General features: G+C 64.5%; 20 protein-coding genes. 7 read left to right on the top strand and 13 right to left on the bottom strand.

What is annotated here, in order from left to right:
* Positions 1-618 (bottom strand): helix-turn-helix transcriptional regulator (locus EOD15_RS09150; RefSeq protein WP_148129512.1); only part of this gene is annotated, 618 nt, incomplete at its 3' end.
* Positions 619-820: 202 nt separating this feature from the next.
* Here EOD15_RS09150 and EOD15_RS09145 point away from each other — a divergent pair.
* Both EOD15_RS09145 and EOD15_RS09140 read left to right on the top strand, forming a co-directional pair.
* Positions 821-1,087 (top strand): hypothetical protein, encoded by a 267-nt coding sequence (locus EOD15_RS09145; protein WP_236382727.1) that lies wholly within the window; start codon positions 821-823, stop codon positions 1,085-1,087.
* A gap of 113 nt (positions 1,088-1,200) precedes the next feature.
* On the top strand, positions 1,201-1,842 hold the full coding sequence (locus tag EOD15_RS09140; RefSeq protein ID WP_127321052.1) for a GcrA cell cycle regulator: 642 nt from the start codon (positions 1,201-1,203) through the stop codon (positions 1,840-1,842).
* A 251-nt stretch (positions 1,843-2,093) separates the two neighbouring features.
* Here the strand turns inward: EOD15_RS09140 and EOD15_RS09135 are convergent, their stop codons facing one another.
* Both EOD15_RS09135 and EOD15_RS09130 read right to left on the bottom strand, forming a co-directional pair.
* On the bottom strand, positions 2,094-2,402 hold the full coding sequence (locus tag EOD15_RS09135; RefSeq protein WP_164749149.1) for a DUF982 domain-containing protein: 309 nt from the start codon (positions 2,400-2,402) through the stop codon (positions 2,094-2,096).
* 108 nt (positions 2,403-2,510) lie between these two features.
* Positions 2,511-2,792, bottom strand: coding sequence for a DUF982 domain-containing protein (locus EOD15_RS09130; protein ID WP_127321051.1), 282 nt, complete (start codon positions 2,790-2,792; stop codon positions 2,511-2,513).
* Positions 2,793-3,035: 243 nt separating this feature from the next.
* On the opposite strand from EOD15_RS09130, the gene EOD15_RS09125 reads away from it, so the two are divergent.
* Positions 3,036-3,629 carry a DUF6456 domain-containing protein gene (locus tag EOD15_RS09125; RefSeq protein ID WP_127321050.1) on the top strand — a complete coding sequence of 198 codons (594 nt, stop codon included), beginning with the start codon at positions 3,036-3,038 and terminating at the stop codon, positions 3,627-3,629.
* 110 nt (positions 3,630-3,739) lie between these two features.
* Here EOD15_RS09125 and EOD15_RS09120 read toward each other — a convergent pair whose 3' ends face one another.
* The 3 genes from EOD15_RS09120 to EOD15_RS09110 form a co-directional block, all read right to left on the bottom strand.
* Positions 3,740-5,764 carry an acyltransferase family protein gene (locus EOD15_RS09120; protein ID WP_127321049.1) on the bottom strand — a complete coding sequence of 675 codons (2,025 nt, stop codon included), beginning with the start codon at positions 5,762-5,764 and terminating at the stop codon, positions 3,740-3,742.
* Positions 5,765-6,007: 243 nt separating this feature from the next.
* Positions 6,008-6,313 (bottom strand): hypothetical protein, encoded by a 306-nt coding sequence (locus EOD15_RS09115; RefSeq protein WP_127270646.1) that lies wholly within the window; start codon positions 6,311-6,313, stop codon positions 6,008-6,010.
* Between the two features lie 165 nt (positions 6,314-6,478).
* Positions 6,479-7,219 (bottom strand): helix-turn-helix transcriptional regulator, encoded by a 741-nt coding sequence (locus EOD15_RS09110; RefSeq protein WP_127321048.1) that lies wholly within the window; start codon positions 7,217-7,219, stop codon positions 6,479-6,481.
* 228 nt (positions 7,220-7,447) lie between these two features.
* Here EOD15_RS09110 and EOD15_RS09105 point away from each other — a divergent pair, with 228 nt between their 5' ends.
* Complete coding sequence (locus tag EOD15_RS09105; protein WP_127321047.1) at positions 7,448-7,750, top strand: hypothetical protein; 303 nt, start codon at positions 7,448-7,450, stop codon at positions 7,748-7,750.
* Here EOD15_RS09105 and EOD15_RS09100 read toward each other — a convergent pair whose 3' ends face one another.
* Positions 7,751-8,476, bottom strand: coding sequence for a Crp/Fnr family transcriptional regulator (locus tag EOD15_RS09100; protein ID WP_127321046.1), 726 nt, complete (start codon positions 8,474-8,476; stop codon positions 7,751-7,753).
* A gap of 454 nt (positions 8,477-8,930) precedes the next feature.
* Between EOD15_RS09100 and EOD15_RS09095 the strand changes: the two genes are divergently transcribed.
* Complete coding sequence (locus tag EOD15_RS09095) at positions 8,931-9,146, top strand: hypothetical protein (RefSeq protein ID WP_127321045.1); 216 nt, start codon at positions 8,931-8,933, stop codon at positions 9,144-9,146.
* A gap of 283 nt (positions 9,147-9,429) precedes the next feature.
* On the opposite strand, the gene EOD15_RS09085 is transcribed toward EOD15_RS09095, so the two are convergent.
* The 4 genes from EOD15_RS09085 to EOD15_RS09070 all read right to left on the bottom strand — a co-directional run bounded on the left by EOD15_RS09085 (position 9,430) and on the right by EOD15_RS09070 (position 13,925).
* Complete coding sequence (locus EOD15_RS09085) at positions 9,430-9,540, bottom strand: putative RiPP precursor (RefSeq protein ID WP_127321053.1); 111 nt, start codon at positions 9,538-9,540, stop codon at positions 9,430-9,432.
* Between the two features lie 109 nt (positions 9,541-9,649).
* A complete protein-coding gene (locus tag EOD15_RS09080) occupies positions 9,650-10,681 on the bottom strand; it encodes a hydroxyacid dehydrogenase (RefSeq protein ID WP_127408433.1) in 1,032 nt (343 codons plus the stop codon).
* A 426-nt stretch (positions 10,682-11,107) separates the two neighbouring features.
* Positions 11,108-12,298, bottom strand: a complete 1,191-nt coding sequence (locus EOD15_RS09075; RefSeq protein ID WP_127321828.1) for an NAD(P)/FAD-dependent oxidoreductase — start codon at positions 12,296-12,298, stop codon at positions 11,108-11,110.
* Positions 12,299-12,416: 118 nt separating this feature from the next.
* Complete coding sequence (locus tag EOD15_RS09070) at positions 12,417-13,925, bottom strand: formyl transferase (protein WP_127321829.1); 1,509 nt, start codon at positions 13,923-13,925, stop codon at positions 12,417-12,419.
* Between the two features lie 248 nt (positions 13,926-14,173).
* Between EOD15_RS09070 and EOD15_RS09065 the strand changes: the two genes are divergently transcribed.
* Complete coding sequence (locus EOD15_RS09065) at positions 14,174-16,276, top strand: exopolysaccharide transport family protein (RefSeq protein ID WP_127272564.1); 2,103 nt, start codon at positions 14,174-14,176, stop codon at positions 16,274-16,276.
* A 1-nt stretch (position 16,277) separates the two neighbouring features.
* Positions 16,278-17,609, top strand: coding sequence for a VpsF family polysaccharide biosynthesis protein (locus tag EOD15_RS09060; protein ID WP_127408432.1), 1,332 nt, complete (start codon positions 16,278-16,280; stop codon positions 17,607-17,609).
* Here the strand turns inward: EOD15_RS09060 and EOD15_RS09055 are convergent.
* Complete coding sequence (locus tag EOD15_RS09055; RefSeq protein ID WP_127322663.1) at positions 17,572-18,834, bottom strand: cellulase family glycosylhydrolase; 1,263 nt, start codon at positions 18,832-18,834, stop codon at positions 17,572-17,574. The two genes, EOD15_RS09060 and EOD15_RS09055, sit on opposite strands and share 38 nt — an antisense overlap.
* Positions 18,831-19,890 (bottom strand): glycosyltransferase (locus EOD15_RS09050; protein ID WP_127408431.1); only part of this gene is annotated, 1,060 nt, incomplete at its 5' end. The genes EOD15_RS09055 and EOD15_RS09050, both read right to left, overlap by 4 nt.

Below are 19,890 nucleotides of genomic sequence, written 5' to 3'. Positions count from 1 at the left end.
GTATTGATCGACCACCAGCTCGCCCGCCGTGCGCTTGACCAGCTTCTTGATGAAGGCCTTGCCGTTGCGCTCGTTTTCCTCGGGGAAGGTCTCGATCACCACATGGTCGCCCGGTACGGCGTCGCGGCCGCCGCAATAGATCAGGTCGCCGGGCTCATAACGCGGCACCATGGAATCCGAGAGCACGTGCAGGGCGAACACCTTCGGCAGGTTGCGCACCCCCGGCGGGCGCTGGACGTAACCCGCCGGCTCGCCGTTGAAGGTGAAATCGCCATCGTCGCCGCCGACGGCCGCGCCCAGCACCTCGATATCCATCGACCCCGCGGGTAGCGGACCGGTATCGGTGACGATCTCCGCATCGGCGACCGGTCCGGCATCGTCGAGAAACACGACCTGCCCTTGACCTAGCGCCACCGGGTCGACGCGCAGGAAGGCGGCGGTCTTCAGGAGGTTCTCGGTCTTGGGCAGATTGCGGCCGGTTTCCCAATTGCCGACGGCGGCGACATCAGTGTCGTTGTGCTCGGCGATGTGGCGCATGACCAGGCCGCGCTGCTTGCGCGCCTTGCGGATCGCCGCCCCGACCTTGATCGACAGTTCCGTTCTTGCCATGGCGACCATGTGAGTGATGAAAGTGGCTCTCGTCTATGAAAGAATGGCTTGCATAAATTTGTGAGTTATGCTTATATATAGTTATGCAAAACCTGTCCACCTTTGATGGCGCAATGGCGCCGGCCCCGTGCGCGGTGTGCCCGGCGGCTGTCGCCCCCTTTCATCCCGGCTGTCCTCCTCCCCGGCCAGGATGAAGCCCGAGGCTCGGTGCTTGACTGCACCAGCCCCGGGTCCGGTCCGCCCGTCTCCGGCGACCGGAACGGCCGGAGCCGCCGCTCCCAGCGGCTCCGGCCCCCAATCCGACCGGCATGGCGCCGGCGCTGTTTTTTCGGCTGGCCGCTCCTGCATCCGCACCGAGGACGGCACCGTCATCCTGTTCGACAGGCCAACGGGCAGGGCGGTTTCCGCCCTGGATAGAAACACGGCCGAGGCGCGGCTTCTGCACCTTGCCGGCGGGAAATCTACCCAATCCGGCTGAGGCTGGTCGGCTGACAGCCGGCTCTTGAAAAACAACCTGACTGCGACCCGGCCACCGGGTCGAACCTTGACGCTGCCCGACGGCGCGCGGCCGAACTTTGGATGGAGCTGGATATGGCAAGCTATAGCGACGCGGAATTGCACGAGATCGGCCGCTGGCTGAAGGACGGGCTTTCAGCCTCCAGGATTGCAGTCGCGTTCAGCGCGTTGCGCGGCAGCCCGGTGTCGCGCGACGCCATCATCGGCATCGTGCACCGTAACGCCATGCTGGGCGCGATCGGTTTTGCCAATGGCAAGGGGCCGCCGCCGCGAGCCGGACAGGCCGTGGGCAAGCGCGCTGAAAGCAAGCGGGCGACTGGCGCCCCGGGGACTGCGACGCCTGTCGTCGGCAAGATGCATGGCGTGCTTGCCACCAAGGACGGGCGTGAAGTGGCCCGGCCCAGGCGCCATTCGTTCGTGCGCGAGGTAGGCGTGCTGATCGCCGACGGCGTAGCCTATCGCCTGGAGACGCCGGCGCCGCCGCGCGCGGCCATCGGCCGGCAGCCGCATGGCGTGGCGATGCGTTTCATCGATTGCCTGTTTTCACGCTGCCGCGCGCCGCTGGATTTGACGGTGGAGGAGGATTCTGAAAACGATGCGCCAGGCAGCCGGCCGGGCGCCGACATGCTGTGCTGCGGCATGCGCACCAGGGCGCTGAAAAGCTATTGCACCTACCACCAGGCGCGGTTTCAGCGCCGCGTATTTGTGGCGGGATGAGCCCGCTCTCCCATTGCTGCGCCAGCCCCCTCATCCGGCCTTCGGGCCACCTTCTCCCCGCTGGGGAGAAGAGGAGGGCACCGACGGCTGCAAGTCTCCTCTCCCCTCGGGGGTCCGAAGGACGGGCGAGACACGTGGCTCGCCCCGGAATGGTCAGCCGAGCGAAGCGGAGGCTGGGTGAAAGGGCTGCCTCGCTGCACAGAGGTGGAGGATCTGAGATGAATCAAGCCCGGAGCAAAATCGCCAAAACCTTATTTCGGCATTTGCCGGCCTTGCTTGGGCGTGCGGCTCTGCATGCTCCTTGCGTCCATCGCCATCGCCGGGTTGCCCTCGTCGACCAATATACCGGTCACCCGGGCAAAGCCGGTAAACACCTTCATGGCGTCGGCTTCGGAAATCTGCGCGGCGATCGCCGCGCTGCAGGCGTTCAGCGCACTGCGGTAGACATGGCCGCGTCGCTCGAGCGGCCAACGCTGCAGAAAATCGGCGGCTTCGCTGACGCTGTCGATCTCTTCGATCTCATCTTCCACCCGCACTTTGAGCGGCACTCCGGTTTTCATCGTACCCACGGCGTTCACCTTCGCTTTGCGCGCGGCTCCAACTACCGCATCGATAAACGCGCCCCGCTGGCGGCCGGTTGCATCAATTTTTCGGCCGGCGCGCGATCCTCATGGGCTAGCCACCGCGTTCAGCCAGTCATGGGCGCGGCTTTTGGGCCTGGCCACCAGTATGTTCTGTTGCTTGGCCGCCCTGGTGAAGGTGTCGAACGCAATGCGCTGGCAGCAGATGCCTTCGACGGCGAGCGTAACCAGCCGCGTCGCCTCGAGATAACCAGGTGCTGTCTTGTCGGGCCATTGGTGGCGCAATGCCTCGGCTGCGCCGGCCACCGAACTGACCAGCATGGTTTTGTTATCGCAAAAGCGCACGGTAACCGGCATGAAGGCTGTCATCGGCGAACCTCCCCTTGGCATGGACGCGACATAACGTCGAAAGCTCGCGCCGGTTCCATCAGCCTGGATGCCGGGCGGCAAGGATGCTGGCGCAGCGGCGAGGAGGCGACGACCTCCGATTCAACGAAGGCCAACCGAACGGCGGCTCTCTCCGCCCTGCCGACCATGTGGGGAGATGCCCAACAGCGCGAAGGATCGCCGCTTTGCCGTTCTCCATCATCCCGAGCCAACCAGGAGCCTCCCATGAGCAAAAGGACCAGACCCGTCAAACCGCAGGCGCCGAAATTGCCGAAGGGCGAGGCCGAGCAGGTGCGCATACGCCGCGAGATCGGCCATGATTTCGCGCTCAGGGATGACGCCTTCGGCCGCAAGCGGCTGGCGGCGGGCACGCTGGAGGCTGCTCGTGTCTACGAGGTGTCGAATGACGGCTACGCCGCCACCGGCGGCATCGTGCGGGTGCGCGCCATCGATGCGCTCGTCGGCATCACCTCGCTGTCGCGCCAGCAGCGCGAGGCAGGTCTGCGCTACCGCGAGGATTTCCGCTGCAGCCAGCAGGCTGATGTCAAGCCGATGCGCTGGACCGAGCGCGTCGACGGCGGCCGCGATGGCGGCGGCATCGCCGACAGTGTGCTCGACGCCGGCAGGGCCTATGCCGCCGCCACAAGAGCGCTAGGCCATTGGGAGGTGGCCGCCGTGGTGCGACAAGTCTGCTGCGCGGACGGTTCCCTCAAGCGCCTGTCCGAGCAGACCGGCGAAGGCCGGAACGTGGTGACGAAGCTGCTGAAGGTGGGGCTGGATTTGTTGGCAGTGCATTACGGGATGATGATGAGGCGGTGAGGTGTGAAATGGATCCGACCGGCGATGCCTGCCGGATCGGTGATCAAGCCCGTTCCACAGATTCGCAAGATGTGATGAACAATGCGGACCGGGCGCAGATACCCAGGCGCCTAGAACAAGGCCCGCTCCAGCGGCCCCGCCAGCGTCTCTGCAAAGCCCGTCGCCAGATGGTGCCTGTCACGAAACGCCAGCTTGCCTGATATGACGACGTGGCAGGTGGTCGGGCCGCAGAATTGGTTGGTGAGGTCGATGTAGCGGGTGTCGGGCACGCTGGTCACCACGGCGCGCTCGGCGGCGGCGGTGCTGTCGTTGGCGGCTTCGGCTCTTGGCGTGTCGCAGTGCGGCGAGGGTGCCTCGCGCCACCACAGGGTGCGCGCCACGCAGGAGCCGGCGAAGCTGGCGTTGATCGGCGTGTCGCGGATAACAGCCGTCTCGACACCGGCCCGGCTGAAGGCCTGCAAGGTCGAGCGCAGGCCGGCCTGCCAGCGCGCTACTTCAGCGGTGCGTTCGGCCGCGGGCAGGTCGCGGATCAGATTGCCGATGGAAAATTCGGAGATCACCACCAGGCGCGGCTTGTGGCGGATGATCTCTGATATGGCCTGCTCGCGCCAGGCGTCGCATTCGGTGTAGTCGCGCTTCAGCACCGTGTTGAAGGTGGAGAGCCGCGAGGCGCGGCACGATGATTTGAGATAGGTGATGATCTTTGTGTCGTTGCGCCTGGCTGCTTCGATCAGCGGCGTCGACCACTGGTCGGCGTGCGAATCGCCGAACAGCACGATGGTGCGGCTGGCATCGGCCGGGCCGAACATGCAGGGTTTCGGCGTCACCGTTTGGAAGTCGGCCAGGCAGTTCTTGTCGACGGCCCGCGCGATGGAAGGTCTTTCGACCGCCTGCTCGATGCCGCGCTGCTCGGGGCCGATGTTGCGCGTGGCCAGATGCGCGTTGGCATAGGCGACCGCCACGCCGGTGCCGGTCAGCATCAGCGCGGGAACCAGCACAAGGCCGGGAAAAGCGCGAAGCGGTTTTGCGCCTGGAATGCCCCTGGGAAAGGCGCGGGCGCCCACCGCCATCCAGGCGCCGCGCCGCGCCGGGTCTTCGATCAAATGATAGGTGAGCACCGACAGCGCGAGCGCCAGCACGCCACAGCCAAGCCGCTGCGGCACCGAAAGCTCCGGCGCCAGCATCCCGGCATAGACGATGACCGGCCAATGCCAGAGATAGAGCGAATAGGAGAGCGTGCCGATCCATTGCAAGGGCGGCAGGGACAAAGCGGTAGCCGGGCCAAGGGCTTGCCAGCCGGTCCGCCTATTGCTCTGCGGCCCGCCGACGCCGCTCAGCAGCACCAGCACGGTGCCCGCCACCGGCAGCAACGCGTACCAGCCGGGGAAGGGCAGGTCCTCGCTCAACAGGAGATAGGCGGTCGCGATCAGCGCCAGGCCGAGCCAGCCAAGTGCTGCCCGCAGCCAGATGCGGTGCTGCAGCAAAGCCATGGGGACCAGCGTCGCCAGGCCGCCGGCGGCGAACTCCCAGGCGCGCAGCGGTGAAAAATAGAAGGCCCAGGCCGGCGCCGCGCTGGTCAGCCACTGGCAGGCGGCGAAGGAGGCAAGGCCGGTAACGCCGATCACGGCTGCGGCCGTTCGCCGGCCCGGCCGCAGCCAGGCGGCCAGCAGAAGCAGCGCCGGCCAGGCCAGATAGAACTGCTCCTCCACCGACAAAGACCAGAAGTGGATGAAGGGATTGCTGGTGGCGTCGGCGGCGAAATAGTCGAACGACCAGCGCAGCAGCCACAGATTGATGGCATAGGCGGAGGCGAACATGGCGCCGCGCGAATAGAGCGCCTGCTCCTGCGGCGCCAGGATGAAGTAGCCGGCGGCCAGCGTAACCAGGATGACGAATAAAGCTGCCGGCAGAAGCCGCCGCGCGCGCCTGGCATAGAAGCGCCAAAGGTCGAGCCGGCCGGTCTCGCCGATCTCCTGCGTGAGATGGGTTGTTATCAGCCAGCCCGAGATGACGAAGAAGATGTCGACGCCGGCAAAGCCGCCGGGGAGCGCGGTGAGGCCGAAATGGTAGGCGACGACACCGCCGACGGCGAGCGCGCGCAATCCTTGTATGTCCGGCCGGAACGATGCTGCCACGACGGCTCCTTCGTGCAAGGCCCAACCCCTGCGCAACGTCGGCCGGGCAGGCTGATATCGCAATGCAACAAATTTATCGCAGTGCAACATAGAGCAATTTTATCGCGGTGCAACATAGCAGGAAGGGAAATGGGCCGGCGCGCCGGCCGGGCTGATCGTTGCGTGGCGGGCTTGTCCGTGCGCCCCGCGGCAGACGCAAAACAGCCCCGCGAAGGGGCTGTTTCTCATCGGGCCGCTGGATTGCTACTTGCTGCCGCCGTTCGCTTTCACGCTGCTGCAGAATTCCGGATGGCTGTTGGCCGCAGTGGCGTCCTTCGCCTCGTCCTCGCAGGCCTTCATCATCGCGGTCTGGTCGTCCGGCGTAAGGGCCTTCCAGGCCTTCACGAAATCGTCGTCGCTGACCATCGTCTTCCTGCTGGAGTCGGTGTAGAAGGGCTGCATCTTGGCCGGATCGTCGAGAGCCGACGTGCCGGTGTCGCTCGCGGCAAGCGCCGTACCGGCAACCATCGAGAGCGTCATCGCGCCGAAGCAGATCATCTTGATGTTCATGGCGGTACTCCTCCTGTTGCTTGGGGATCGTCGAAGCAACGATCAGCTGGAAAACGACAGGTTTGGGTGAAAGTTCCGGGGTTTTTTGCGCAAAAATCCCGAAACGAAGAAAAATATAGTCGAAAAACTTGAAACTTTCCCCGATTTTTCCCGTAAGAAGCGAGTTTATCGGTTCTCTCGTGCGAGACTGACCACCAGCCGATCGACACTGGGGTCGTCGAGACTGACGATATGGGCCATCTGCAGCGCTCGCCTCATGCTGATCCTGGCGACGTCCTGCCGCATGATGACGGATACAAAGGCCGGCCCTGATCCGGTGAGGACGATCGCCCTGCCTACCAGAACCGGTTCGGAGATGGGAGCCCACTGCACGGTCATGAGCGAGGGCTCGGTGGTCTGGCGGCGGTTGATGCCGGTGAAATAAATCCAGTTCAGGCGCGAGATCGCCACGCCGTAATGGTTGCCGGGCGCGCTGCCCCGGCCATCGCCCGGAGCCCAGCGCGTCACCCGCCGGAAGGTGACGAGATCGGCCTCGCGCCGCACGAAGGTGACCGAGCGCATCAAAAAGTCGGGTCGGCCGGGCATCGAAAAATAGGTGAAATATGTGCCTCCGGCGATGGCGGGCGACGGCGGCCGCACCATGTTTTCGTACAGGGCCTGGCGCAGCGTTGCGTTGCCGTCGCTCTTGGCTGCCGCGGCGGCCGGCTCACGATACAGCTCATTCTCATCGATCTTGAAATAGTCGCAGATCAGCCTTGCGGTGGCTTTGTTGGGAACCGCCTTGCCTTGCAGATAGCGCTCGAACTGGGTGCGATTGATGCCAAGCTCACGGCACACCGCGCTGACGGAAGCGTGGCGTTGGACCAGCCGCCTGAGATTGGCGGCGAGATTCTCGCGAATTGGCACGACATCTCCCCGGCAGACGTACGGACCAGTATTCAAGCGATGGCTTATATACACTTGCATGCCGTGGCGGCGGCGCGAAGATGGACCTTTGGCCAATAGGCAACGACCCGGTGGCGCGTAGACTGTACGATTCTGACAGTCCGGCTATGCAAGCCGTGTAAATGGGCGTATTTCGATCGCAAGAGCGACCTGAGATCGGCCTCTCGACATCCTGCAATGGAGGGCGGTTTGGATCATACCGGCCTGGTCGAGCTTCTGGACTACACGCAAGCGCAATTGACGAAGATCCGCCAGGCGGTCGCGGCCAGCGATCACGCCGGTGCCATGTTCACCATCGACTGCCTTATCGGAGCGGCGGCCGAACAGACGAAGTGCAAGCTTGCAAGTCTGGAGCATGCCGGGTTGCCGATAGCCAAGGATGGACCGATCGACGGGGATGGGCCGATTGGCCGGGGCGCATTTAAAGGCGGTGCGGCACCGCCCGGCAAAGCGACATCGGGCAAGCCGGATGCCGGCGGCAACCGCTCCTGATCAGGCCGCGCCGATCTCGCCGATCAGCCTTGTATATTCGGCCTCGGCTTCGCCGTAACTGCCATTGGCGAGTTCCAGCAGTCCGGCGCGGTCGCGAATGACGATCTCGCCCCGACGCGAGCGGATCAACGCGCGGCCTTCGAGCAGCTGGAGGGCGACGGTGACGCCTGGCCGCCTGACACCAAGCATGATGGCCAGGAATTCGTGGGTGATGGCGAGATGTTCGCCCGGCACGCGGTCATCGCACATGAGCAGCCATCGCGCCAGCCGTTCCTCGAGCTTCAACCGCGCGTTGACGAGCGCGGTGCAGCCGGCCTGGGTCTGTAGCGCGTTGACGAAGCGCAGCAGGAACATGCGCAAGGTTGCACTTGCCTCCAATGCTGCCTTGAAAGCGCCGGCTTCGATGCGGATCGCTTCGCCTTCGAGTTGGACATAACAGGCATGCGGCGCACGGTCGTCGCCCATCACCAGGGCGTATCCGGTCATGCCTTCGAAGCCGATGAAGCCCACTTCGGCCTCTTGGCCGCTTGCCGTGCTGGCGACCACCGAACCGATGCCCTGTTCGATGAAGTAGACGGCCTCGATCGGAATATTCGGGGTCACCAGCATCATGCGCAGCGGCAAGTCGCAGCGCTGCATGTGCGGCTCGAGCAACGCCAGATCATCCGCAGGCATGCGCCGCAGCAGCTGATTTTGGTATTGATGGTTTTTGGTGAGATCAGACATGGCGTGGCCCAATGCAGGGCAAGAGCCATCCAATCTCCCAGCCGTCCGTGCCCGTAAAAACGTACGGACGATCGCCTATGTATAGGGGCTCTGAACGAAGAAAGATATCAATGCGATATGAGATTCGAAGCACGGCGCCCCCCAACGCCCGTTCGCATATGAAAAGATCGGCCTGAATGTTAGTGTCGGAAACGTACCAAGCGCCACTTGGTACAAAACCGACATATTTCATGAGAGCGCCGGATCACGGTGAGGGTCGATGAAATCCGCCGGCTAATGACAAAGGCGCCATGTCGCGCCGGGCCCGAGAACCGTTCGAAAAGTGGGGCAGAGCGGCGGCAGAATTGTACGATATTTACTGTGATGAAGGCCGATGTTGACTCTTGCTCAGCCCGATTTCATTTTTTGACCCACAGCGTCAAGGAAGTGGTCGCTGCTCCGAAAGGGGCTTCTTATGTCGAGCCTTCATAAGCGCAATCCTGGTTTCCATCCTTCCGATCTGCAACTGTGCCAGCGCGTCTTCGATCGGGTCTGCCTGGAGCGCAAACTCGATCGCATGTCGGGGGAGTCGGACGTGCAGCTTCTGGCGGCCACGGTGTTTTCGCTGTTTCAGAATGGCTGCCGCAATGAAGGAGAGTTGCTTGAGAGTTTCCGGCGGACGCGCCAATGACCAAAGCCAGGATCACGTCCGCGGCACCGGTAGCCGAAAACGAACCTTACGACGCTGCGGTCTTCGCCCGGAAATACGGCATGTCGCGGAAGGCCGCGGAGGTCGTGCTGTCCGCGAACGGACCGTCCAGAACGGCTTGTGACGCTGCCGCCCGCTCTTTTATGGAAGCGGTCGCCCGCAGGGCGAAGAGCAGCCGTGGACACTGAAGCTGCGCCTGGAGCGGCTGCCGTACCGCCCGCCCCGGGTGCGTCCGATGCTAACCTTCATTGGATGCCGCGAGGTGTCAGCCTGCCGGGCCTGTCGGGCCTATTACGCCTGAATTGGCTTGCTGCGCCGTCACGGCGGAGAGTTTCTGCCGTTTGAGCAGCATCGGCTTTTCATAGATCTTCTTCATGTTCATGGCCTCCCTCCGCAAAGTTCGATTGCCGCAGCGTCATCGCCGGCCGCGCCCTTGTCAAGCCGACCTTGTCGAGGGCCGGCCAACCGGGACGAAAACCCACGCCTCAATTCCTGTCGGCCGGCTTGGAACGCATGCGCGAAACCGTCTCGCGCTCGGCGCGCTTGGAGCGCAGCGGCGGCAGGCCGCGGTCGATCAGGTCCATGTCCTCAAGCACCATATCGCCCATGCGCTTGAAGGCGATGTCGAGCGCGCCGGCGCGGTGAGCCGAGCGCAGAAAGCCGGGCAGGGTGCGCACCGGATGGTCCCGCGCCAGCGGTTCTTCGGGGAAAACGTCGCTGGCGGCGACGATGTGGCCGCTCTTCACCGCCGCCATCAGCGCCGGGAAGTCCACCACGCCGGCGCGGCTGAGCAGGATGAAGGCGGCGCCCTTGCGCATGCCGGCAAAGGCCTCGGCACCGAGAAAACCCTGGTTCTCGCTGGTCACCGAGGCAACGACGAAGATGAAGTCGCTGGTCGACAGCACCTCGTCGAGAGAGGCCGGCTCGACGCCATTGTCGATGAGGATCGATGGCGGCAGCCAGGGATCGAAGACTTTGGTGCGGGTGCGGAAGCCCGACAGCAGCCGGTTGAGCGCCCGGCCGAGATCGCCGAAACCGATGATCCCGACATCCGCGCCGGACAGGAGCCGCGCCGTCTGGTTGCCGTCGCCGCCCCACAGTTCCTGTCCCTGGCGGAAGGCGAGGTCGGCATCGACGATGTCGCGGGCGAGGTTGAGCGCCATGGCAAGGCCAAGCTCTGCGACCGGCTCGGCGAACACCAGGCCGGTGGTGACGACATGGATACCGCGCGCGAACAAGGTCTCGTAGGGCATGTTGTTGATGAGGTTGGTCTCGACATTGAAGACGCAGCGCAGCGCCTTCATCCGGTCGAGCGTTTCGGGCGATATGGGCGGCTGGCCGATGATATAGCGCGCCTCGGCCAGCACGTCGGCCGGCAGTTTCGCGACGCCGTCAGCAGTCGTCTCGACAATGCGATAATGGGCCTTGAGCCGCGCCAGCTGCCGGGCTGTGAAGATCAGGTCGAGCGTGCGTGGTTCCGGCGCACTGATAACCAGCGGCAAGGCGCTGTTGGACATGGCTATTCCCTCTGTTCCCGATGGCCAAAATACCTTGGATGAAACGATTTACAACATCGCGCGGGGAGGCGAGGAGAGCAGGATTGGCGCTGGGATCAGGTGCCCTGTCGGAGCCGATATGTGCCGGCAACGCAACAGTGAAGAATCGTTTGACTACGATGGCGCGGAGACGACGTAAGAACCAGTAATGACGCAATTGACACGGGGCAGGGAATTGGTTCTGCTGGCGCCGTACCAATTTGGAGGGCACTTTACAGTGAAGAAATACGAGAAACCAACCTTGCAGAAGCGCGACAGGCTTTCGGGCGTCACGGCCCAGACTACCCCATCGGCACCTTCGTCGACGGCAACCTGAGCGGTTGGCGTCTGCATTCGCCTTATAAGGCAATCAATATTGGCAATCGATAGGGCGCGACTGGTCGCGCCCTATTGCATATTGGCCATGGGCGCCTGCCGTTTTCCCAGATGCCGGACCTTGCGGCCGATGATCATCAGCCGGCGCGCGGTGTTGTTGCGCAGGCGCCTTGCGCGCCATTCCAGTCCGGTGTCGGCGGTAATCGACTTGGCATAGTAGCTCACCCGCATGCCATCCTCATCGGCAGCCACCTTGACCGGGTCGTCATAGAAGGCGTTGATCTTGTCAGCCGCCATGCCTGGTGTTTCGAGCCATCGCGGAATGTGAACCGAATGGAGCTGATCGACGTCGGTCATCACCCGGCCGATGCCGACGCCCGGTGTTGGACACGTGGTACAGAAAGCATCGCCGATGAAGATGACCCCGTCGCGGCGATGGCCTTGCGTGGTGCTCAGGCTGATCTGCCTGACCTCGACAGGGCCTGCGACTTCGAAGTTGCCGCATCGCGCCGCTATTTCGGGCATCAGTTCGCAGAGCATCTTTTGCGGTTCCTGGCGAAACGCCCGCGTCCACGGCTCGGCCACTTGCCGATAGCCGAACATGTTCGCCCGCATCTTGTCGCCGAGGGGAAAGATGCTGATGTAGGCGATACGGTCGGCAGCTCGCCTGCTGTAGCATGTGATGGACTGATGACCGAAATCACGCGGCGAGATGGCGAGGTCGAATCCCATCGACAGTGAATGCGCCTTCGATTGCTCGATACGCTCGACGCCGACGGCGCGCCGCACCGTCTCGCCGTGGCCGGTTGCCACCACCAGCAGCCGGGCATCGATGACGGCGCCGTCGGCCAGCACAAGCCGCTGCCGGTCCGGTCCAGTCGAGACTTCGGTCACCTTGCCGACCGTCAGCGGTACTTGCGCAGGCAAGGCGTCGCGCAGGCCATTGATCAACGCGCCATAGGAGAATGTGAATTCAGCCTTCTTCTCATGCGCGAAGAACTGGCCGAGGCGGAAGATATGCGTGTCGGTCGTCGAGGTGACGAGGCTCTTGAGTGTCGCATCGAGGCCGAGCTTTTCGAACAGAAGCATCTGATCCATGCCGATCTTCTCGGCCCGGAATTCCTCGTGGTGGACGCGGTGCGGGTCAATCAGCGCCACCTTGCGCCCGGCTTGTCCCAACAGCATTGCCAAGGTGGTGCCGGCCATTCCGGCGCCGACGATCGCCACATCGACTTGGGCCGGGCCAGCCTCTGAGATACTCATTTTGCTGCCCTTTCTGGTGGCAACTGCACGTTTCACAATCTCCGGTAGAAAATATCTTCCGGAGCTAAATCAACCGCAAGCAACCGGAGCGCGTGCCTGGTAGTAACCAATGTTTAGGTTAATCGCGGGTCCGCTGCTTCCAGCGCGGTGCGATCGCCGAGCCATCGATGAACTCAAAGCCGCCAGCCTCGTTGAGCGTGTGAAGTTTACGCCCGCTCCATAGCGCACCTGGATTTAAGATGGTTTCAACGACCTGCTCCATGCCGATCAAATCAAGGTGAGAAATGCGTGCGATGCCAAGCGCCGCGCCATAGCTCCTGCGGCAGTCCTGCACCGGGCGCAGCAGGTCGTTGCCGCGCCTGACGATGCGGCCGGCCGGCCGCGCGGAGGCGATGTCGATCAGCACGGGATTTTTGGGATGCGGCGTCCAGGGGCCGCGAAAATTCGGCGCCGACCATAGGTGCAGCGCGTCGGAGAAGGCGCCGCCACCGTCGCGGACGGTGGCGAACAGCCACCAGGCGCCGCCATGCTCGACAAGCGTGGCGTCGCTGGCCACGACACCGGACAGAAGCGTCGCCTCCTTGACCCATCCACCGGGGAAGGCGGTGGCCCGGTAGAGATCGACGGTGCCGTTGGCGCAGCTTTCCGGCACCATCCAGACTTCGCCGTCGCGCTCGAAGACGAAGGGGTAGGAGAGATGGTAGGGCAGATCCAGCACCGGTTCAGGTCGTCCGAGCGGGCCTGCCGGGCCGAAGGGCACGGCGGAGATGATGGCTTTGCCGAGCCGGTGGATATAGTCCTCGACGAACAGGGTCAGCTGGCCCTGGTAGAGGATGGGAAACGGATCGGCGTAGAAGCGGCTGCCATCGTCCGGCAGCTCTTGCCAACCCGACGCCGGATGGGCACGCAGGTCGAACAGATCGGAGCCCCCGGTTTGCCGCCAGCCGACCTTCCAATGCGGCGCGTTGTAGCAAAGGTGGTAGATCTTCTGGACGATCCGCCGCGCCAGCGCCTTGCCGGCTCTGACCCCAAGCTTGCCGGCCGAGGGCATTGGCGGCGGGCTGCCTGCCTGCGCCGGCTCTGGCAGATCGGGCACCGACTTTGCCGCGCCTGACATGGCAGCGACGATCAGGCTTGCTGTGCGCGCCAGCATATCCTGGAAGGACGCCAGCGCGATGCCGCCATATTCTGTGCCCAGACGCCCGGCCGCGATCGCAACGCCGTTCTCCTCGATGCGGGCAAGTGGCGTGCGGCCGGCGAGGATCGAGGCCAGCAAGGCCGCTTCGCCGCTGGCGCCGTCATAGGTGACGCGCCAGACCCGTGTGCTTTCCAGCCTGACATCGCCGCAGAGGTCGACGACCAGGTCGGGCGAAGCGGGGGACCGCCGATAGGGCGCGAGCGCCGAAAGCGGCACACGCTTGGCCAGTCCATCATGGGCCAGTCCATCATGGGGCAGTCCGTGGATCGCCGTTTCGAGTTGAAACAGGGCTGCGGCGCTGCGCGGAATGCCGCCACCCGCCGGCCTGACATCGACGGACAGTTCGTCGCCGAGCGCGGCAAGGCGCTCCAGCAGCGTGAGATGAAAGGCGCGGACACAGTCTCCGTCCAGGCGTAGACTTATCTGCATGGTGGAGGCCCGAAAACGCGGTGCCCGGCCTTGCCGGCCAGGCCGGTCCGGTCAAATTGTAACCCCATCTGCATCCGTCTCCGCTCGCCGCGTAACCAACACCCCGATATGTATATTTTTAAGCAAACCGCGTGCCAAAATTCACGTCACCTCTCAACATAATTAACAATGTTTTAACAGTTGGAGGAATAGCTAGGTTAGCGCCGCAACTGACCTTGCCGGCATATGGAGTATTGTCGGAGGCAGCCATGCAATCATCCCTGCCCATGGTTCCTCAGCAACACTCTCCGGATGCGGCACGCGCGGGATCATACGCAGCTTCGACTGTCGAACTGGGCGACCTGAAGCGCATCCTGGTGCGCCGCCGGTTCTGGATCTTCGGCACTGTCGCACTGCTGACGCTGGTCGCCCTTCTCTACGGTCTTTTCACGCCCGCGCTCTACAGCTCGGCGGCGGAAATCCTCATCGATCCGCAGGACCTGCAGGTGGTCACCAACGACGTCAATCCCAGCCGTATCTCACCCGATGGCGGCATCACGCAGGTCGAGAGCCAGGTCAGCGTGGTCCAATCGACAGGCGTGCTGATGCGGGCGATCGCGGCGACAAACCTGACGCAGGATCCGGAATTCAACGGGCAGGGCTTGCTGTCGCGCCTGCTCGGTTCGGCATCGGCCGAAGGCGACAGGTCGGTGCAGACACTCGACGCGCTGCGCCGGCGCCTGGCGGTCAAGCGGGCCGACAAGGTCCTGGTCCTCGACGTCATCGTCACCGCCAAGAGCGCCGACAAGGCCGCCCTCCTGGCCAACGCCATCGCGCAGGCCTACCTGGTCGATCAGGCGAGCGCGCGCGCGAAAATGGCCAGGGACGCCTCCGAGTCGATCACCGCCCGGCTGGACGAGCAGCGCAAACGCGTCCAGCAGGCCGAGAATGCCGTCGAGGCCTACAAGTCCGCCAACAACATGGTGATGGCGGCAGGCAACCTGGTCAGCGACCAGGAACTGACCGAGATCAACACGCAGCTTGCGGCGGCGCAGAGCCGCACCGCGGCGCTGAAGGCGCAGGTCGACCAGATGCGTCGGCAGAGCGGCACGGCGGACGCAACCTCGGAGGCGATGCGCTCGGCGGTGATCTCGAGCCTGCGGGCGCAAGAGGCGACGCTGGTCGACCAGGTCTCGCAGCTCGGCACGGAGCTGGGGCCGCGTCATCCTTCGCTGATCGCAGCCCAGCAGCAGCTGCGCGACACGCGCCAGCTGATCGCGCGCGAGCTCGGCCGCATCGCCACCGCCACCGAGACGGACTACGAACGGGCGCTGGCCAACCAGCAGGCGCTGGAAGCCAAGGTCGCCGGTATGAAGAGCAAGTCGCTCGACACCGACCAGGCCTCGGTGCGGCTGCGCGAATTGCAGCGCGATCTCGAGGCGCTGCGCTCCGTCTACTCGAACTATCTCCAGCGCGCCCAGGAGACGCGCGAGCAGATCAATGTCGACAGCACCAATGCGCGCATCATCTCCAATGCCATGCCCGCCTTGAAGAAAAGCTGGCCGCCTTTGCCGCTGCTGTTGCTGGGCGCGATATTCGGCGGCCTCGGGCTCGGCACCGGTCTGGCGCTGATCGCCGAATATTCCTCGCCGACGGTGCTTTCCAGCGCGCAGATGCAGTCGGCCATCGACGCGCCGGTGCTGGGCGTGGTGCCGGCAAATTCAGGCACTGGGTGGCGCTGGTGGCCTTTCGGCGCAAGTTCGGCCGCCGCCTCCAGCCAGAAGACCGACGCCGTTGTCGGCCTTGCGCTGAGGCGCATGTTCAGTTCGGGCCAGCGTCCGGCGGACTGGCCGCTGGTGCCTTCCATCCTGGTGACATCGTCGCCGGGCGAGGGCGCGCAGCGCAGCCGGGTGGCGCGGCTGCTGGCCAATGCCGCGGCGTCCAGGGGCAGCCGGGTGCTGTTCATCGATGCCAATGCCGGCGGCGGCGACCAGAAGGATCCGCAGCCGGGGATCCTCGATGTGCTGCGCGGCGAGTACGCCTTTGAGGCCGTCAGCCATTACGCCGCCGGCAGCAACGTTGCCGTGCTGGGCAGGGGCCGCTCAAAGGCGGTTTTCCAGGAAGCGCATGGCATCTATTTTGCGCAGCAGATGCTGGCCCGGGCCAGCCGGAGCTTCGAACTCGTCGTCATCGACGGCGGCGCGCTGGCCGATAATCTCAATGCCTCGCCGCTGGTCGCCATGGCCGACGAGATCGTACTCGTCGCCACGCTGAACGCCACCCCGATGCGGGACGTCACGACGACCGCGCAGGCGGTTTCCGTGATGGGGCGGTTGCCGACGGCCGCCTTGCTGGTCGACGAGGCCGCCTGATATGGCTGCCAGTTGGAGCGCAAGCGCTTCGAACCAAGGTGCTGCCGCACCCCGCGCCGGCACGTCGCTCGATGCGCTGACGCGCTTCGGGCTGATCGCGGCGGTAGCGGTGCTGTTCAGCATCTCGGGCGGCATGCTGTGGCTGGTCGGCTACAATTATGATGGCCTGTTCGGCAACCCGGCGACCAAGATCCACCCGTCCACCTATCTCATCGTCCTCTTGTTTGCCTGGCGCTCCTGTGCGTCAGGCAATCCGGTCGGCTATATCGTCCATCTCGCCGACAGGCGGCCGGCCAGCGCGCTGATGGCCGCCATATCGATCGTGCTTTTGTTCGTCGTCATCGCCAGGCAGCGGCCCGGCATGGCTGGCATGATCGATACGTTCGTGGCCGCGGCACTTCTGGTACTGATGCTCAGCGAGGACGACGAACGGACATTCGCCGGTCTGCAGACCGTCGTTCACGTCGTCATGACGGCGAATGCGCTGCTTGCCCTTTTCGAGTTCGCCACCAAGACGCTTATCTTCCCCTATCGCCTCGACGGCGTGGCGTTTACCACCGATCTGCGCTCGAGCGCTCTGCAGGGACATCCGCTCGCCAATGCCATGGTGACGTCGATCTACGTGCTTGCGCTGCTCTCCGGTGCCAGATCCCTGTCGACGCCTGTGCGGATAGGGTTGATCGGCCTGCAATGCGCGGCACTTGTCGCGTTCGGCGGCCGTTCGGCGATGGTGATGACGATTGTGCTGGGCGGTTGCTATCTGCTTTCCAAGGGCATCAGCAAATTGCGCCGGGGACGCGTCAATCTCTTGGGTGCGGCACTCGGCTTCATGCTTGCCGCGCTGCTGCCGGTCGTCATCATCGTGGCGGCATATTATGGCTTTTTCGATGCGCTGCTGGAGCGCTTCGTGTCGGACAGCGGCAGCGCCAATGCCCGCGTCGAGATGTTCGAGCTCTTCAAGCACCTGGAATTACGCGATCTGATCGTGGGGCCGGATGTCGACCTAATCGACAGCCTGCGCCGTATCAACGGTCTCGAACAGGGCATCGAGAACCCGATTATCCGCACCGTCCTCTATCAGGGCGCCTTCTTCACCCTTTTGCTGACGTTCGGCTTCGTGCTGTTCCTGTTCGAGGTGGCGCGCCGCTGCCGTCCCGGCATCTGGCTGCCGATGCTGGGCTGGGTCATTCTGATCAACACCTCGGAAAGCGTCGCGTCGAAGACGACGCTGCTGACCAAGTTCGTGGTGCTGGCGCTGGTGCTTTACCGGCCGACGCGGGCAGCGTTCAGGCCCGTCAGTCCGCCGGCATGGTCAGGCCAAGCGCCGCGATGATATCGGGGTCCAGTGCCCGGGTGGTGTCGTCCATCATGCCCATGCCATCGAAGAGATCCCACAGTGCCCAGGCGAGGCCGAGTTCCTCGGCGCTCCGCCTGACATCGGCGATGTAGCGCGCGCGATCCGGATTGGGTGCGGCGACATAGCGGGCGTCGGTGCGCAGCGCGCCGAACTCGCCCATGATGATGCGTTCCGGCGCAAGGCCGTGGCCGTCGGCCCAGTCGCGAACCTGGCGAAGATATTTGTCGACAAACCAGCGGTCGGGCCGGGCGTCGAAATAGACTTTCAGCACACGCTCGGTCTCGGCATAGGCTGCCTGCTTGGCGTCTTCAGGGGTTTCGGTGTCCTGCGCCATGCGCGCCCTGACCGATGCCAGCGTCTGTTCCAGCGAGCCGGCGGATGCCGGCCACGGCACATTGTTGAGCGACCGGTAGACGGGCTCGCGCATCCAGGGTGCCCCCTGATGGCTGAACAGATAGGGCTCATAGAAGTGGAAGGTGAACAGGATCGGCTCGAACGGCGACAGCGGTGCCGGATCGAGCGCGGTCAGTCCGCTCACCATCGAGCCGCAGCCGCCGGTGACGACCAGCGGCAGGGTCGCGGCCGATGCTCTCGCCGCCGTCAGAAGTGAAAGCTGGATCTGCGACCAGACGTTCGACGCGCAGGCCTGCGCCGGCTCGTTGACCGGCTCGAGCGCCACCCTGCCGGGCTGGAACCGCGCCAGCCTGCCGGCAAGCTCGCCGACCAGCCCGCGGTAGAGATCGAACGCGGGTGCGGCGGTGCTGGAGACCATGCGGTCGGGGTTCCAGTAATGGGTGGCTGCATTGGCCTGGATGTTGACGATGATGCCGAGATCGGCGTGGAGGGTGGCCGTGACAGCGGCATCCAGCATGTCCAGCAACCGGCTGCGCGTGGTGGCGTCGGCGGCCAGGAAAGGGCCGGGATCAACAGGCAGTCGGATGAAATCGAGCCCGGTCCTGCGCAGCCGACGCAGGTCGTCCGGGGTCGGCACCGGCCGTTGCGACTGGAAGGGCGGCCAGTCATAGTCGGTGCGCGGAGCGGGAAATTCGCGCGTCAGCGAGAACCAGGGCCAGGCGTTGACGCCACGCCGAAATCGCGGCCCGGCGGCTGCGCGAGCGATTGGTGCGACCGGGAGCGAGCCGAGCGCCGCCGCGGTGGACAGCGCCGTCCGCAGCACCCGCCGGCGCGACCAGCCTGTCATACGGTTCCTGGCGATGCGTGATCCATCGCGGTGGTCTTGGCGGCGGTCACGCCGAGCAAATGATAGGCCTCATTTTCATAGGCAAGCAGGACATCGTCCCAGCGGAAGGCTTCGCGGGCGCGCGCCCTGGCGGCAACGCCGCAGGCCTGGACCAAGGCATCATCGTCCAGCGCCTGCTGCATCCGCTTGGCGCAACCGTCCTTGTCGGTGAAGTAGATCGCCGCAGCCCCGGCGGTCCATCTGTTGTAGGGATTGTCGTGGGCGATCACCATGTTGCCGGCCGCCAGCGCCTCGACCAGCGAGGGGTTGGTGCCGCCGACCGTGTGGCCATGCAGATAGGCGCGGGCGTGGTATCTGAGCGCCTTGACCGTCGCCTGGTCGTAGATGGCGCCCGGCAGGACCACCGAGTCATTCGCCGCCTTGCGGATGGCGGCATGATAGGGGATGTCGTCGGACAGCGTTCCCAGCACCACCAGCTTCATGTCGCGCTTGGCAGAGCAAAAAGCTTCGACGATCGGCAGGATGTTGTTGTCGGGTTCGATGCGGGCGATCGAGATGAGATAGCGCCCGGGCTCGAGGCCGAGCGCCCGGACCGGCGCCTCGGGCGCCGATGTCACCGGATCGGCGCCATAGGCAATGGTGGCGATGGCGCTGCGCGGCCGGCGCGTCGCCAGGTGATCTGCGATGGCGGGATGATCGGCGACCAGCCGATGCGAGGCCCATGCGCCGATCCATTCGTTGAGCCAGAACCAGGTTCGCGCCGCCATTCCCCATTTTGGGCGGCGCCACTCGATGCCGTCCATGTTGGTGAAGATCTTGCGTCGCTTCAGCCTGAGCCAAGTCAGGAAGACCGCGCCATTGTAGCCGAGCACCAGGCAAACGCCCGGTCGCCGGGCGGCGTCGCGGGCGCATTGCCAGTCGAATTCCAGCGTCGCGCGCGGTCCCTTGGAGGCGACCTGGATGTGAATGAGCTCGATGCCGCGCCAGGTTTCGTTGCGCACCCTCTGGTCGATCCGCTCGACCTCATCCTGGCAATAGACGCCGACCTTCCAACCG

The organism is Mesorhizobium sp. M7A.T.Ca.US.000.02.2.1 (assembly GCF_003996995.1).
In the GTDB taxonomy this organism is placed as follows: Bacteria; Pseudomonadota; Alphaproteobacteria; order Rhizobiales; family Rhizobiaceae; genus Mesorhizobium.
The sequence above is the reverse complement of the archived record's forward strand: the minus strand, read 5'-3'. Positions and strand labels throughout refer to the sequence as shown.

What these genes read in the sequence shown, in the direction of transcription:
- EOD15_RS09140 (WP_127321052.1), top strand. Translation starts at nt 1,201, where the DNA reads ATGGCAAGCTATAGCGACGCGGAATTGCACGAGATCGGCCGCTGGCTG.
- EOD15_RS09135 (WP_164749149.1), bottom strand. Translation starts at nt 2,402, where the DNA reads ATGAAAACCGGAGTGCCGCTCAAAGTGCGGGTGGAAGATGAGATCGAA.
- EOD15_RS09130 (WP_127321051.1), bottom strand. Translation starts at nt 2,792, where the DNA reads ATGACAGCCTTCATGCCGGTTACCGTGCGCTTTTGCGATAACAAAACC.
- EOD15_RS09125 (WP_127321050.1), top strand. Translation starts at nt 3,036, where the DNA reads ATGAGCAAAAGGACCAGACCCGTCAAACCGCAGGCGCCGAAATTGCCG.
- EOD15_RS09115 (WP_127270646.1), bottom strand. Translation starts at nt 6,313, where the DNA reads ATGAACATCAAGATGATCTGCTTCGGCGCGATGACGCTCTCGATGGTT.
- EOD15_RS09100 (WP_127321046.1), bottom strand. Translation starts at nt 8,476, where the DNA reads ATGTCTGATCTCACCAAAAACCATCAATACCAAAATCAGCTGCTGCGG.
- EOD15_RS09095 (WP_127321045.1), top strand. Translation starts at nt 8,931, where the DNA reads ATGTCGAGCCTTCATAAGCGCAATCCTGGTTTCCATCCTTCCGATCTG.
- EOD15_RS09085 (WP_127321053.1), bottom strand. Translation starts at nt 9,540, where the DNA reads ATGAAGAAGATCTATGAAAAGCCGATGCTGCTCAAACGGCAGAAACTC.
- EOD15_RS09080 (WP_127408433.1), bottom strand. Translation starts at nt 10,681, where the DNA reads ATGTCCAACAGCGCCTTGCCGCTGGTTATCAGTGCGCCGGAACCACGC.
- EOD15_RS09075 (WP_127321828.1), bottom strand. Translation starts at nt 12,298, where the DNA reads ATGAGTATCTCAGAGGCTGGCCCGGCCCAAGTCGATGTGGCGATCGTC.
- EOD15_RS09070 (WP_127321829.1), bottom strand. Translation starts at nt 13,925, where the DNA reads ATGCAGATAAGTCTACGCCTGGACGGAGACTGTGTCCGCGCCTTTCAT.
- EOD15_RS09065 (WP_127272564.1), top strand. Translation starts at nt 14,174, where the DNA reads ATGCAATCATCCCTGCCCATGGTTCCTCAGCAACACTCTCCGGATGCG.
- EOD15_RS09060 (WP_127408432.1), top strand. Translation starts at nt 16,278, where the DNA reads ATGGCTGCCAGTTGGAGCGCAAGCGCTTCGAACCAAGGTGCTGCCGCA.
- EOD15_RS09055 (WP_127322663.1), bottom strand. Translation starts at nt 18,834, where the DNA reads ATGACAGGCTGGTCGCGCCGGCGGGTGCTGCGGACGGCGCTGTCCACC.